11 protein-coding genes and 1 pseudogene are annotated in these 14,714 nt (G+C 44.6%); 2 read left to right on the plus strand and 10 right to left on the minus strand.

Annotation, left to right across the window (positions count from 1 at the left end):
- Positions 1 to 1,000: 1,000 nt before the first annotated feature.
- Positions 1,001 to 1,861 (minus strand): annotated as a pseudogene (locus WS34_RS15915) (S41 family peptidase); the annotation flags it as partial.
- Between the two features lie 455 nt (positions 1,862 to 2,316).
- Between WS34_RS15915 and WS34_RS12160 the strand changes: the two are divergent.
- The gene (locus tag WS34_RS12160; protein ID WP_286693755.1) at positions 2,317 to 3,333 is read left to right on the plus strand and encodes a hypothetical protein; all 1,017 of its coding nucleotides are present in this window, start codon (positions 2,317 to 2,319) and stop codon (positions 3,331 to 3,333) included.
- Positions 3,334 to 3,384: 51 nt separating this feature from the next.
- Here WS34_RS12160 and WS34_RS12165 read toward each other — a convergent pair whose 3' ends face one another.
- The 9 genes from WS34_RS12165 to WS34_RS12205 all read right to left on the minus strand — a co-directional run bounded on the left by WS34_RS12165 (position 3,385) and on the right by WS34_RS12205 (position 13,549).
- On the minus strand, positions 3,385 to 5,094 hold the full coding sequence (locus WS34_RS12165; RefSeq protein ID WP_046405101.1) for an acyl-CoA dehydrogenase family protein: 1,710 nt from the start codon (positions 5,092 to 5,094) through the stop codon (positions 3,385 to 3,387).
- Between the two features lie 19 nt (positions 5,095 to 5,113).
- Positions 5,114 to 6,133, minus strand: a complete 1,020-nt coding sequence (locus WS34_RS12170; RefSeq protein WP_013612356.1) for an electron transfer flavoprotein subunit alpha/FixB family protein — start codon at positions 6,131 to 6,133, stop codon at positions 5,114 to 5,116.
- Between the two features lie 77 nt (positions 6,134 to 6,210).
- Complete coding sequence (locus WS34_RS12175; RefSeq protein ID WP_046405102.1) at positions 6,211 to 7,083, minus strand: electron transfer flavoprotein subunit beta/FixA family protein; 873 nt, start codon at positions 7,081 to 7,083, stop codon at positions 6,211 to 6,213.
- 345 nt (positions 7,084 to 7,428) lie between these two features.
- The gene (locus WS34_RS12180) at positions 7,429 to 8,013 is read right to left on the minus strand and encodes an indolepyruvate oxidoreductase subunit beta (RefSeq protein ID WP_013612354.1); all 585 of its coding nucleotides are present in this window, start codon (positions 8,011 to 8,013) and stop codon (positions 7,429 to 7,431) included.
- Positions 8,014 to 8,064: 51 nt separating this feature from the next.
- On the minus strand, positions 8,065 to 9,651 hold the full coding sequence (locus tag WS34_RS12185; protein WP_013612353.1) for a thiamine pyrophosphate-dependent enzyme: 1,587 nt from the start codon (positions 9,649 to 9,651) through the stop codon (positions 8,065 to 8,067).
- Between the two features lie 312 nt (positions 9,652 to 9,963).
- Entirely contained in the window at positions 9,964 to 10,707 is a 744-nt protein-coding gene (locus WS34_RS12190; RefSeq protein ID WP_046405103.1) for a shikimate dehydrogenase family protein, read from the minus strand.
- 2 nt (positions 10,708 to 10,709) lie between these two features.
- Positions 10,710 to 11,648: a polyprenyl-phosphate transporter gene (locus WS34_RS12195; protein ID WP_046405105.1), complete on the minus strand. Its 939-nt coding sequence runs from the start codon at positions 11,646 to 11,648 to the stop codon at positions 10,710 to 10,712.
- Positions 11,649 to 11,700: 52 nt separating this feature from the next.
- Entirely contained in the window at positions 11,701 to 13,257 is a 1,557-nt protein-coding gene (locus tag WS34_RS12200; RefSeq protein WP_046405106.1) for a DUF4301 family protein, read from the minus strand.
- A gap of 37 nt (positions 13,258 to 13,294) precedes the next feature.
- Complete coding sequence (locus tag WS34_RS12205) at positions 13,295 to 13,549, minus strand: DUF8828 family protein (RefSeq protein WP_013612349.1); 255 nt, start codon at positions 13,547 to 13,549, stop codon at positions 13,295 to 13,297.
- A gap of 196 nt (positions 13,550 to 13,745) precedes the next feature.
- Between WS34_RS12205 and WS34_RS12210 the strand changes: the two genes are divergently transcribed.
- Positions 13,746 to 14,714: hypothetical protein (locus WS34_RS12210; protein WP_046405108.1), on the plus strand; the 969-nt coding region annotated here is incomplete at its 3' end.

Genomic DNA, 14,714 nt, shown 5'->3' on the forward strand with positions numbered 1-14,714 from the left:
TTTATAATCATACAGGTAAGGTATGGTATGTCAACGCCAAGACCAGATTTGTTAAGTCTTTCCAACTGATTCCGGCTTTATCTGCTTTGTCACCTTTCTTTTCCTGTTTCTTTTCAGCTTTGGCTTTTTCTTCGGCTTCTTTCCTTTTCTGTAACTCTTTTATTTCTTTATGAAGAGCCAGTTCTTCTTTGTTCATTCTGAATTCATCCCAGGCTTCCGGATCCAGGAATAAGGCATAGATGTCGTATTGAGCTCCCCAACTACCGTGGCTACGCATACCTTGACGGTCGGTCGACCAAATGATGGCTTTTCCGTTCATCATCCATTTGGGATTCTGATCGCTATATCCACTGTTGGTCAGGTTGTGGATTTCTCCGCTGCCGTCGGCTTTTACAAGAGCGATATCGTTATGCTGCCAGCCGCCGTGTTCGAAATATTTAGCCAGGATCCACCGACCGTCGGGAGACCATTGATACCATTGGTCGCCGTCTTGATAGGAATAGTTGTATTTAGCCGGAAGTACCGTTCTCGATTTTTTGCTTTTCAGATTGATTACCTTGATTTCGGTCCGGTTTTCGAGGTAAGCGATTTCTTTACCATCCGGAGAGAAAGAGGGTTGGAAACAAGCATTGGTACCCTTGGTGATCTGCTCTTCTTCGATTTCTTTGGCATAAGCGAAAGATTTATCGTCTTTGTCTTTGATCCGGGCGACATAGATATTCCAGTGACCGTTCCGTTCACCGGCATATACCAAAGAACGGCCGTCCGGTGAAAATTCGACTGAACGTTCCTGAGTGGCCGTATTGGTGATTCTTTTCGTCGTACCGTATTCGGCGTTAGCTACATATACATCTCCGCGAACAATGAAAGCGAATTCTTTGCCGTCGGGTGACAGAGCCATCTCGGAAGCTCCCCGGTTCCAATTCATTTTAGCAATAGGGGATTCGGTATTGTCGGCGATGATATCAACCGCTAATTTTTTCGGTTGTTTTCCGGGTTGCAGGGTGTAGATCTCTCCGTTGAAAAAGTAACACAACAAGCCGTCTTCAGAGCTGCTCAGGAAGCGGACCGGATGTTTGCTGTGTTTGGTGATTTGTTTGATGTCCGAAGGATTTTTCAGGGACATTTTGCATACATTGAAATCCCCGAAACGTTCACTCAGGAAATAGATGTTTTCGTCGTTATCGGCGAATACCGGGTTGCGGTCTTCCACCTGTTTGTTCGTTAGGTTGGTAAATTCCCCGCTTTTCAAGTCGTGAATCCAGATATCCCGGCATACGGAAGATTTGTGGTGTTTCCGCCAGTTGTCTTCATATCCTTTATAATCGTGATAAATGATTTTATCGCCTTTTTTGTTGAAATTGATGTCGAAGGCGTCGAACGTCAGAAATTGTTCCGGCCGTCCTCCATCGACACTGATCTTGTACACCTGCCCTCCACTGGGGAATTGGCCGTATTCTGCATCGGGCATGACATTGGAACGATAGAGGATTTCTTTACCGTCGGGAGTGAAACATACGGGGATTTCGCTGCCTGAATAATAGGTCAGGCGGGTAGGGGTGCCGCCGCTTACCGGAACGGTATATAGGTTCAATCCTTCGTCCCGGGCAGAAGTGAAAGCGATGGTTTTGCCGTCCGGTGACCAAACAGGCCGGCTGTCATAAGCCGGATGGGTGGTCAGCTGGGTAGCTCTACCACCTTCACTGCTTACCAGAAAGATGTCTCCTTTGTAACAGAATGCGATGGTTTTTCCGTCGGGAGAAATCGCCGGATAACGCATCCATAGCGGATTTTCCTGAGCTGACAGCCCGGAAAAAACAAGGGCTAGAAACCCTGTACAGATAATTTTGATCAGGTTCATGTTTTGCTATAATTGATGTTAAATTTATATCCACCCTCATTTGAAATCACCCGAAATCGAACGACCTCGGTATAAAACGGTGTTAAAAGTAGTGATTTTAACTGTAAAGCGAAATCGGTTGCAGAAGTTTAACGAAAAATTTGGATTTGGACTTGGATAAACAAACGGGGCTGTTATAGAATGAATGGTATTCTCCAAACAGCCCCGGAAAACGATATACTTTTATTTTATAGATAATTTTTAGGTAAAGTATAATTACAGTGTCTTAACTGAAATAGATAATAGTATATTATAGAATATTTTATTATTTGCAAAATAATATAATTATTATTTGATTTATGAACTAATCTGGATTTGTATTCAGACTAGTTATTGGGAAAATAATAATTTTTATTCATTTTAATTAAATATTGTAAAAGTGTTTATTCTTGTCTCTGTCATAATTTAATAGGTGTATGATGAAAAAATATCTTTCTCTATTTTTTATCCTGCTTTCGATGGCTTGTGGCAAAAAGAATCAGATCACTGAATTGAAGATGCCTCCGGTGATTCATCTGACCGGTGAAAAGGTTGAAACCATTCTGCCCCGGTGTTATGAAACCGGTGTATTGGTAGATTCTTTTTTAGTGCTGAAAGAAAACTGTACAGATACTTTGTTTTATCTTTTCAGTGCAATTTCGGGTCAGGAAGTTTTTCGTTTTGGGGATAAAGGCCGGGGTGTTTGTGAGTTTTATTATCCTCTTTTCCTTTCCAATTCGTTTGCTTATGATTCATTGATCATTTACGACATCCCTGTCGGTCGGTTGACAAAAATAGATTTACATGCTTTGGTAGAAAACCAGGATATAACGAAATGCGTAAATTCGGAACATTTATATAGAAACCTGAATTTTATGTATAACTTCAATAAGATAGATTCTGCTTTTATCGGAACTTTTATCGAAAAGGACGAGGGACTTTTTTCTTTTTGTAACCGAAATAACGGAGAGATAAAAAATACGGATTATGTTCCTTATTATTTTTATGAAAAGGGACGTAAAGACGCTTATTGCCATCATGTACTAGTTTCTGAAAAGGACAATTCGATTATCGTTCCGTTTAAATATATGAATCTGATCAACTGTTATGATTTGGATGGAAATTTGAAGGTGACCTATGCTTTGGATTGGATCAAAGAAGAGATAAATACACAAATTCGGGTGGATGAACATACGACAGTAACTTTTTATCGGACTTATGCTACCCGGAATCGGTGTTACTTGGTTTGGGATGGACATAAAATTGAAGAAGAACTTCGGAAATATCCTGCTAAGATTGTGGTGATGAACTGGCGAGGAGAATTGGAAAAGGTATACCAATTGGATAATTTTGCAGATTTTATCATCCCGGATGAAAAACAGCGTATGATTTATGTTGGAGTATATAATGCCGGATTGGAGTTTGTCGAAATCTACAAATACCCGATGCTTTAGAATAAAAAAACGTCCCCGAAAGGACGTTTTTAATTTATCTGATCACTAGCTTTAATTTTTTTTATAGATTCCCAGTTTGTCCGGATTGAAGCTGTTGATCATTTCATCGTGGGCAGCTACTTTGGCTTTACCGTAATTGATGAAAATTTCGGCAGACTTCACATACTTATCGCATTTCTGTGCATCCTGCAGCAACAGGTAACCGATAATGGTATAACCGGCCATTTCCACCAGACGGCGGGCATGGAAGTCGGTATATTCGGTACTGCCGGCTTCAGCTACTTTGGCTGTTGCGGCTTCGAGTTTACCGGTCATGCATTTCAGGGTTTCGCGCAGGTATTCGTGTTCCGGAGCGATCTCCATTTTCTCGTATACTTCGCGGATATGTTTTGCATATTGTCCGGTGGTGATGCCACGGATGGCAGCTACTACCTGCAACTGGGAAGTACCTTCGTAAATATTGGTGATTCGGGCATCCCGCACGTAACGCTGGATAGGATAGTCTTTCATAAATCCTGAGCCACCGTGGATCTGCAAGGCATCGTAAGTGATTTCATTGGCATATTCACTGGCGAAAAGCTTCTGTAGCGGAGTATAGATGTCGGCTAATTTCTGATATTCCTTCATCTCGTTGCGTTCGTCTTTGTCCAGGGCTCTTTCTTTGGAGATATGGTAATAGGTCTTGTACATATCTACAAAACGGGCTGTTTCATAAAGTACAGAGCGGATACCATGCAACTTGGCTTCCATATTGGAAAGCATTTCGTAAATAGCCGGGAACTCGATAATGGCCTTACCGAACTGTTTCCTTTCCTGAGCGTATTTCAATCCTTCGCGATAAGCGGCTTCGGCAATACCGACCGATTGGGCGCCGATACCCAGACGGGCTGCGTTCATCAGTGCCATCACGTATTTGATCAATCCCATTTTACGTTCGCCTACCAGTTCGGCCGGAGCATTTTTGAATACCAGCTCACAGGTCGGAGAACCTTTGATCCCTAATTTATTTTCGATACGACGTACGGTAACGGCATTGCTGTTGCGGTCATAGATGAACATGGAAAGTCCGCGTCCGTCGTTCGTTCCGGCTTCCGAACGGGCCAGTACTAAGGAAATATGTCCGTCCCCGTTGGTGATGAAACGTTTTACCCCATTCAGATACCATTGTCCGTCGGCTTCGTTATAGGTAGCCTTCAGCTGTACGGCCTGTAAGTCGGAACCGGCATCCGGTTCGGTCAGGTCCATCGCACAGGTCTCGCCGGCACATACGCGGGGCAGGTATTTGGCTTTTTGTTCGTCACTGGCAAATTCGTTGATCGTTTCGGCACAATCCTGTAATCCCCAGATGTTCTGCAATCCGGCATCGGCCCGGGCAACGATCTCGGCGGCCATGATAAACGGGGTGATCGGGAAATTCAACCCGTTGTATTTTCTCGGGAGAGAAATACCGTTCAAGCCGGCTTGGTTGATCACATCGATGTTTTGTTGGGTACCGGCGGCATATTTTACATGACCGTCGACCACCTGCGGGCCTTCGGCATCTACCGATTCGGCATTCACAGCTACGACATCCCCGCAAATTTCTCCGACAATTTCCAATACTTTATCATAGTTGTCGAAAGCATCTTCGAAGTCGCGCGGTGCGTTGTCATATTGCTGGGCTTCCGTGTAATTGCGCTCTTTCAGGGCAACGATCTTTTCCATCAGCGGGTGGCCGAGGTGGAATTTTATATCTTCATTATCTGTATAAAAATTAGCCATAATGTTTTGATTTTAGGTTTTATTTGCTGTTTTTCTTGTAATACTGGATCATCTTCGGGATAACGACATTCAGGTCGCCGGTGATGACATAATCAGCAAATTTATTGATCGGGGCGTTGCTATCGGTATTGATCGCAATCACCATGGCAGACTCTTCCATTCCTGCAGTATGCTGGATCTGGCCTGAAATACCGCAAGCGATGTACAGTTTAGGACGTACGGTGGTACCCGTTTGGCCGATCTGACGCTCGTGTTCGCAAAAACCGGCATCGACGGCAGCACGCGAAGCTCCGACTTCTCCGCCTAGAACGGTAGCCAGTTCATGCAGTAACTGGAAGTTTTCTTTCGAACCGACACCATAGCCTCCGGCAACAATGATCGGAGCTGCTTTCAGGTTCACTTTGGATTTTTCCATGTGACGTTCGATCACATGGATGACGAAATCTTCCGGAGTGGTGAACTGATTCACATCGATCATTTTGATTTCTCCCTGGTGGTTCGCATTGAAGATTTCTTTTTTCATCACTCCTTCGCGGACGGTAGCCATCTGAGGACGGCAATCCGGATTTACGATCGTAGCAACGATGTTTCCGCCGAAAGCCGGACGGATTTGGTATAACAGGTTGTGATATATTTTATTGTTTTTCTTGTCTTCATAATCTCCGATTTCCAGACTGGTACAGTCGGCTGTCAGACCGCTGTGCAGGGCTGAAGATACCCGGGGACCCAGGTCACGGCCGATACTGGAAGCTCCCATAAAAGCGATCTGAGGTTTTTCCTGTTTAAACAGGTTGACTAAAATGGAGGTATGAGGGAGAGTGGTGTAAGGAGCCAGACGTTTGTCATCGCCCAGCCAAAGTACGTCTACTCCATAAGGGAAGACTTGTTTTTCAACTCCTTTGAGGTCGCTACCCAATACGATAGCTTCGAGTTTTACGCCTAATTCAGTGGCAAGGGTACGTCCTTTGGTCAGTAGCTCGAGGCTTACATCTGCAATAATACCCTCTTCTATTTCGCAATATACAAATACACTGTTCATAAATATTTAGCTTTTATAGCTTAAGCTTATAGCCTTTCGCCTTTTACTTTTTACTTTTTTACCTTTTACTTTTTACCTTACCCCACGGTATGGTTAACGATCAGTTCTTTCATCATTTCATCGATGGCTGTGTCGCTAGGCTCGAGTACTTTGGCTTCTTTGGCCTGAAATACGACGCTTTCAATGTTTTTCACTTTCGTCGGAGAACCGCTCAATCCCAGTTCCTGGGCTTCGCAAGTGATGTCGTTGACACTCCATTCGGTAATTTTCAAGTAAGGACGTTCCTGGAGCAGGTTGAGGTAATCTTCATCGGCATCCTGCATTTCCTGGGTAGCCCGGGCGTATTTATATTTCATCACATAGCGTGCGTTACGGGGGCGGCAGGGGGCAGCAGAACCGTTAACGGTCACGACGCAGGGCACCGGACATTCTACCACTTCTATACCTCTTTCGAGACGACGTTTGATCGTGATCTTGCCGGCTGTAATATTCAGAATATCTTCTGCATAAGTGACTTGTGGCAGCCCCAGCTTTTCAGCTACCTGAGGCCCCACTTGAGCCGTATCTCCGTCGATAGCCTGACGGCCGCAGATCAGCAGGTCGGTCTGCAAGTTCCGGAGCGCACAAGCTAACGCATAAGAAGTGGCCAGGGTATCGGAACCGGCAAAAGCACGGTCGGATAACAAATATCCGCCATCTGCGCCTCTGTACATGGCTTCACGTATGATTTCTGCAGCACGGCCGGGGCCCATCGTCAGAATGTGCACTGTAGTCCCTTCAATTTTATCTTTTATCCGTAATGCCTGTTCCAGGGCATTTAAATCTTCAGGGTTAAAAATAGCAGGTAAGGCTGCTCTGTTTACAGTTCCATCCGCTTTCATAGCATCTTTTCCCACATTTCTGGTATCGGGAACCTGCTTCGCAAGAACAACAATTTTCAGTCCTTTCATGTTACATTATTTAAGTTATCATCCCTTCAAACGATTGAAAAAGTCGAAAGGATTTTAAGATTAATATTTGCTGAATTACACCGTTTAGTACAGGTTTTCCAAACACTTTGAAGCGATTCCGATCACTTCCGGCAGTACCGGAAACTTGTAACTATTTGGTGAGCAAAGATAATACAATAAAGGTAAAAGGTGAAAAGTAAAAGGTAAAAAGTGAAAAAAGTAGGAAGTGAAGGGATGAAACGGTGGAAGCTGTGGAAAAGAAAAAGGGGAACGGTAAAAGCGGCAGGGAGGAAGGAGGCATTTTTGCCGTTGTTCCCGTTTTAGCCGCTTTTACCGTTTCGTCCGTTACTTGTAATTCTGAGCGAATTCGCGGCCCGCACGTAGGGCTTTGAGGTTCATCTCTACGATTTCAGCGCCTTTGCGGCTGAAGATGGCACGGATGCCTTCTTCCAGGTATTCGAACGGAATTTCGATGAAGGGAGAAGCTGCTCCCAACATGACGAAATTGCTGGCTCTGACGTTACCGGCAGATTCTTTAGCAATGGTATCGGCATCTATAATCACCTGATGGGGAAGGCTTTTGAGTGTACTCATCACTTTTTCTACTTCGGGGTAGTTGGGGATATTGATAAAAGGTGTGGAGTTGGTCACCACAAATCCGCCTTCCCGTAGATAGGGGAGGTAACGAAGAGCTTCCATCGGCTCTACGGATAAGATGATGTCGGCACGTCCTTTGGCGATCAGGTCCGAATAGATCGGGCGGTCTGAAATACGCATGAAAGATTGTACATCACCGCCTCGCTGGCTCATACCGTGAGTCTCGGCTTGTTTCATGTATAGATTGTTAGTCAGTGCAGCCGAGCCCAAAGCCGCTGCGATAGACAAAATACCCTGCCCTCCTACGCCTGCTAATATAATATCTGTTTTCATAATTTTTTACCTTTAACTTTTTAGCCTTTAGCCTGTAGCTTATTACTTATTCTATTTTTTCTTATTGTCCCTGGCTGCTTTCTGGATGCATACTCTCCGGGGGATGATGACCGATACTCCTTTGTATTCCAGTTCTTCCCGGATAATTCGGCACAGTTCCTCATGGTTCTTGGGTACCGGCAGCAATACCCGGATGTGTTCGGGTTCTACTCCGATACCCTGGCAGATCGATTCTATTTTTCCCAGGGCCGAGGATTCCTGACCTCCGGTCATAGAAATCGATTCGTTGTCGGAGATGATTACTGTGATCGGCGTTTTTTCGTTGACGGCATCCAATAAACCGGTCATACCGGAATGGGTGAAAGTCGAGTCGCCGATAACCGCTACCGTTGGGAATAATCCGGCGTCACAGGCTCCTTTGGCCATCGTGATAGAAGCTCCCATGTCGACACAAGAGTTGATGGACTGGAAAGGAGGAAGTGCACCTAAAGTATAACAGCCGATATCTGAAAATACCCGTCCTTCGCCATAGGTCGCGATGACTTCGTTGAGGGCTTTATAGACATCGCGATGGCTGCAACCCGTACAGAGTGCAGGTGGACGGGGAGCGACGATCTCAGGTACAGGGGCTCCTTCTTTGGTATTGAAACAAAGGGCTTTGCCTACTAAGTCCGGATTTAATTCGCCATCCCGGGGCAGGGTGCCGTCCAGGCGTCCCATGATGTTGTCTTTGCCGGGGTACCCTTTCAGCATTTCTTCTACAACGGGATAACCTTCTTCGAGTACCAGAATCTGTTTACACTCGCGCAATAGACGTTTGATCATTTTACGGGGTAACGGATATTGGCTGACTTTTACTACCGGATAGATACAGCCACCGTCAAAATTTTCCAACAGATAATTGTAGGTAATTCCGCAAGCGATGATTCCGAGTGATTTATCACTACCGTCGATATATTGATTGAAGGGAGATTGTTCGGATGCTTTTACAAAATCCGCTTGTTTCTCAAGTAAGAGTTTATAGCGTTTACGGGCGATAGCCGGGAGCAGTACGAACTGGCGTTTATCCTCCGGCAAGTGCAAATGATTTTCCGGCAGACTATCGTGCGTTTCGACTCCGGCACGGGAGTGGGCCAGACGGGTGGTAATCCGCATCAATACGGGAGAACCTACCGTTTCGGAGAGAGCGAAACCGTAACGGGTCATTTCGTAAGCTTCTTGCTGGTTCGAAGGTTCGAGTACCGGTACAAAGGCAAATTTACCATATACCCGGGAATCCTGCTCATTTTGAGAGGAATGCATCGAAGGATCGTCGGCTGCGGTAACTACCAGTCCACCGTTAGCTCCGGTAATAGCTGCATTCATGAAGCAGTCGGCTGCCACATTCATACCGACGTGTTTCATACATACCAAGGCTCTTTTGCCGGCGTAAGACATGCCTAAAGCCGATTCCATGGCCGTCTTTTCGTTGGCTGCCCATGCCCGGTGTACATTACGGGCGATAGCCTCTTTAGAATTCTGAATATATTCGGTGATTTCTGTCGAAGGAGTACCGGGATAGGCATATACGCCTGAAATTCCGCTGTCAATGGCTCCCTGAGCTATTGCTTCGACACCTAATAATAGCTGTTTTTGCATAATTTTGTCTGATTTTATAGATTATATGATATTACAATAACACAAACGTCGGAGACGTCTCGGAAATAAAATGTTGAATAATTCGAAAGTGAAGGCAATAACTGCCCCGGAATCAGAGTCCCCAGTGGAATTTCAAGGTACCCATGATATAAGCTAAAACGAAATAATATTCAAAAGGACGGTACATATCGCTAAACGCATATCATGTAAAACGTTTGCGAAGATAGAAATATTCTTTAAAAAAAGAAAGCTCCAACGTATTTTTCAGGTATTTTTTTACTTTTAGCCTTTACCCTCTGGTTGTTAGCCTTTTTACTTTTTTTTCCATATCTCCCAATTTTTTTCCGCCTGTCCCAGCCACATCGCATAACCGTTGCAGGCATGAGCTCCGGCTGCTCTTCCCTTTTGCATGAAAGTGGTTGTTTCGGGATTATAGACCAGGTCGAAAAGATAATGTCCGGCAGTGAGGAGCTCGTAGGGAAGGGGAGGAAACTCCGATGTATCGGGCCAGGTGCCCAAAGGGGTAGTATTTACGATCAGCGGATAGCCGGTTATTAAGTCCGGTAACGCTGTATAGCCGATCTCGTCTGCCTGGCGGGGAGTACGGGATACGGTCGATACTTCCATATTCAGAGAGTGCAGGGCGTAACGCACGGCTTTGGCAGCTCCGCCATTCCCCAGAATCAGTGCTTTGGAAATAGCTGCGGGAATAAATTCCAGCAAAGCTTTCCGAAAACCATACATATCCGTATTATATCCCACCAGATAGGGGTGCCCGTTCGGATGGCTCACCTTGACGCAATTGACGGCACCGATAACCCGGGCTTCTTCACTGATCTCGTCCAAAAAGGGAAGGATATTTTGTTTGTGAGGGATCGTGACATTAAAACCACAAAGGTCGGGCGTTTGTTGTAATAGTGTCGAAAGCTGCCGGATGTCGGGCATTTCGAAGCTCCGATATTCAGCAGCGATATTTTCTTTTTGGAATTTCTCGTTAAAATAGCGGGGCGAGCAGGAATGCCCCAAAGGGTATCCGATGATTCCGTATATTTGCATGATTACTGTTGCTTTTGCATTTTCTTTCCGATGAACTCTATGCCATAAATAAGCACAAAACCCACGATACACATCACGATCGCTTCCACTAAGAGCGGATCGGATTGCGTCAGTTCCTGAAAATAATGCGGAGATACATTCGCTTCCACCAAAGGTCTTACCACTCCGTGTGAGTCGGTATAGGTTTCCAGAGTTTCTTTCCAGGGCCATACTTTATTCAGAGACCCTACCATGAATCCCGTTAGGGTAGCGACAGTCGCTGTGTGATGTTTTTTTAGAAGCCAGGATAACAAATGGGAAAAACTGATGATACCGGCAACCGCTCCGACGATGAATAACAACATCACCCCGATGTTCAGGCTGCTGACAGCTCCGAGGATATAGGAGTATTTCCCCATCAGTAGTAAAATGAATGCCCCGGATATGCCCGGTAAAATCATGGCACAAATGGCTATGGCGCCGGATAAAATGATAAACCACCACGTATTGGGAGTCTCGGCCGGCGACATCACGGTAATGACATAGGCGATACAGCCTCCTGCAATCAGTGAGATCACCGTACCGATATGCCAGTGTTTGATTTCTTTGGCTACCAGTACCGACGAAGCGACGATCAAACCGAAGAAAAACGACCAGATATAGATGGGATGATGTTCCAGTAACCAGGTCATGAGTTTGGCCAGAGAGAAGATAGAGATGGCGATACCACCGACCACTCCGAGTAGGAATGACCCGTTGATCTTTTTCCAAAAGTCTGCAAACTTCAGGCTGAGCAACAATTTTAAAGCTTGGAGGTCTATACTTTTGATCGAATCGATCAATTCTTCATAAATCCCCGTAATGAAGGCGATCGTACCGCCGGAAACACCCGGAACCACATCTGCTGCACCCATGGCACAGCCTTTCAGTACCAACAATAAATAATTCTTTTGTTTTCCCATATTTTTCTGTTCACTTTTCGAATTTTATAAAAAAATAAATCCCAAGCGGGATTTATTTTTTCAATACGTTTCTATGCTCAAAACGGAATAGATCAAAAACAGTCTTCACCGGGGTGAAAGTTGTCAGGGGAACCTCGACGAATACCGTAATCCAGTTCGCCATAGCTCCATTCCAAAGCCCCGGGAGTTCCTGTACTTTAATTTCTTTCCCTTTATATGATTTGTGGGTAATAAAACCTTGTTCGGGGGCAATGAATTTTTCGAGATCGAACTTCTTGCCTTTATAGTTTTTTACACCGCATACCAGATCGACCGGATTGAAATGAGTAGAATGATCGAACACTTTTTTTTGTTCTTTATCTTTCAGATTGATCTGAGCCGATTCGACGATCATCAGGCGTGAACTGCCGTCTTTCATTTTCACCCAGAACGGTCCTCCGCCCGGTTCACCTTCATTTTTTACCATCCCACATACCCGGATCGGACGATCCAGCAATTGATGCAGATGTTTGATGCGCTCTTTCTGGTCTTTATAAGTCTTGCCTTCCGCTTCTTTATAACCGATTTGTCCCATAAAGGCTTCAATCTCCCGGAGTTGTTCTTCTGTCGGTTTTTTATCCAGCATACTCAGGTAGCTGAAAATCTTTTCTTGTAATTCCACCAGTGTACCGGCCAGCAGTCTTTTATATTTGATCGTATCTCCCTTGGCCCGGTCGGGGATAACGTTATCGATATTTTTGATAAAAATAATATCGGCTTTCAGTTCATCCAGGTTATAGATCAGGGCACCGTGTCCTCCCGGACGGAATACCAGCTTCCCTTCGCTGTCTCTCAGTAACTCGCCCTTGTCAGTGAGGCTGACCGTATCGGTGGAAGGTTTCTGAATCGAAAAGGTCACTTCGTATTTGATGTTGAACATCTTCTCGAATACTTTGGTCACCTTCTTCAACCGTTCTTTAAAGAGATTCATATACTCTTCCGAAACGGTGAAATGCAAGCGGGCTATTTTTCCATTGTTGCAATACATCCCTCCTTCAACGATATGTTCGTCGAAAGCCGTTCTGACAAAATCCCGGTAGATATGAAAATCGACCAATCCTTTGGGTGTGTTCCCATAGTTCAGTCCTTTGTCGGTAAGGATATAGCTAAGAATTTCGTTAAATTGCCGTTTGTCGATCATCTTGTCGATGTCTTTTCCATCATTCCACAGAGCGGCAGACAAACGGTTATAGAAAGGAAGTTCGTTCAGTTTCAAAAAGAAATCGTGCATTGTACCCGCCCCTTTATCCTGCACGAATTCCAGGAATTCTTCTTCTGTACCTGTATAGGTATCCATAAAAGTAAACAGATCTTTGAACATCCGGGTGGCCGATCCGGAAGCCGGGACCATTTTCAGCAGTTCACATTCCTGACGTGCTTTATCGAAATTTGCGTTCAAACGTTCTTCATCTTCAGCCTCGATCCGGATAATCCCATTACCGATGGTGGCTGGTTCGGACAAATCGACATAGTCGAATCCTTTTTCGAAATTGGCTAATTGCCGGTCTATCTGTTCCGGTTTAATATCTCTGTGTTTGAAAACTTTCAGATCTTCTTTCGTGTAGTTCATAATTTAGTGATTAAAGCTTACAAAGCTGTAAGTCGGATTAATTATCTTCCTCTTCGTCATATACCTCTTCCTGATTGTCCAGTTCGGTTTCATAGAAATCTTCAGCTTCTTCCATCAGAGAATCGATATCATCTTGAGACAGTGGTTCTTCGTCGATCCAGTAAATTTTTTGATTACTGTAAAATCCGTCCAGATCACATTGAATGATACAACGTGGTTTTTCGGTATGAACAACGTAGACTAAATCAAGTGCTTCCTGTGAGTTGTCCGCAATAAGAAATTTGGGTAACATGTCATTTTATTCGTTTAAAATTATCAGTCACAAAGATATGCGATAAATGTAATTTTTTTTATAATCGGCCGATAAAAATCGATACGACGCCATTTTATTCTGAAATTAGTTCGTTGTTTGTCATATTTTTTGTAAAAAACCTGTATTTTTGTAAAATCTTATATCAGGGTGAGTGTGGCCCTGTAACGATGTGTGTATGTGGTATAAATATCTGAGTATATTAGGAGGACTGTTGTTCCTGCATATCTCCTGTTTCGGACAACGCGAAGTGGATTTGTTATGGAAAGACGATACCACTTGGTATGTGAATCCGGAGTACGATGAATATGCGAATACGACTTACCGCCCTACTTTGATATTTCCGGTCAAGCCGGTGGATTTTCCATACGATCGTTTCACATTGGACTGGGGGGATGGAGTTGAAGATACCCGGACTCATATCATCCGTGAGGATCAGGCCTTGCAGGTGGACGGTCATACTTACACTTCTGCAGGTATTTATGAATTAAAAATCAATTTATACAAACCGGATAGCGATATTTCCGGTGTACCGGATATGATTTATCATAAGATGATGATGAACCGGGATCTGAGGGTATCTTTCCGGATTTATCCTCCCGGTACACGCCGTTGTATGGAGTGGGGGGGAGATACGGTTTCTTTGGTATTGACCGAGCATAACAATCCGCCGAAGACGAGATACCGGCTTGTGTTTAATAGCGATATCGATGATTTGGGGGTGGAGGTCGGTAAAGCTTTCGAAGAGAAATGGATCACTGCCGATTCGGCTGTGATCATCTGCCATGAGCCTACCGGTACTTATGGTGCACGGGTAGGAGTGGATCTGACTTTCGAAGAGCATGGGGTGAAGTTGAATACTCCGCCTGCTTTGTGGAGTACTTTTTATGCTTACCGAACGCCCGATTTACGGGAGATCTACCATTTTACCGATTCGTTGGGAAAAGGGGAACCGTTGGAAAATTTTAAAATCTGTTCGGCGGATCAGGCTCCCTATTTGTGGCTGGATTCTATGAAGTTAGCCCAGTATCAATACCGGACTTCTTCGAATCCGGATGTATCTCCTTATTATATAAGTGTAAATAATAAGTTGAATTTCGATGTGCAATATTTTTGGACCGATTCGATTCCGGATAAAAATACCAGG

It is taken from the genome of Odoribacter sp. N15.MGS-14 (assembly GCF_000980245.1).
GTDB lineage: Bacteria > Bacteroidota > Bacteroidia > Bacteroidales > Marinifilaceae > Odoribacter > Odoribacter splanchnicus.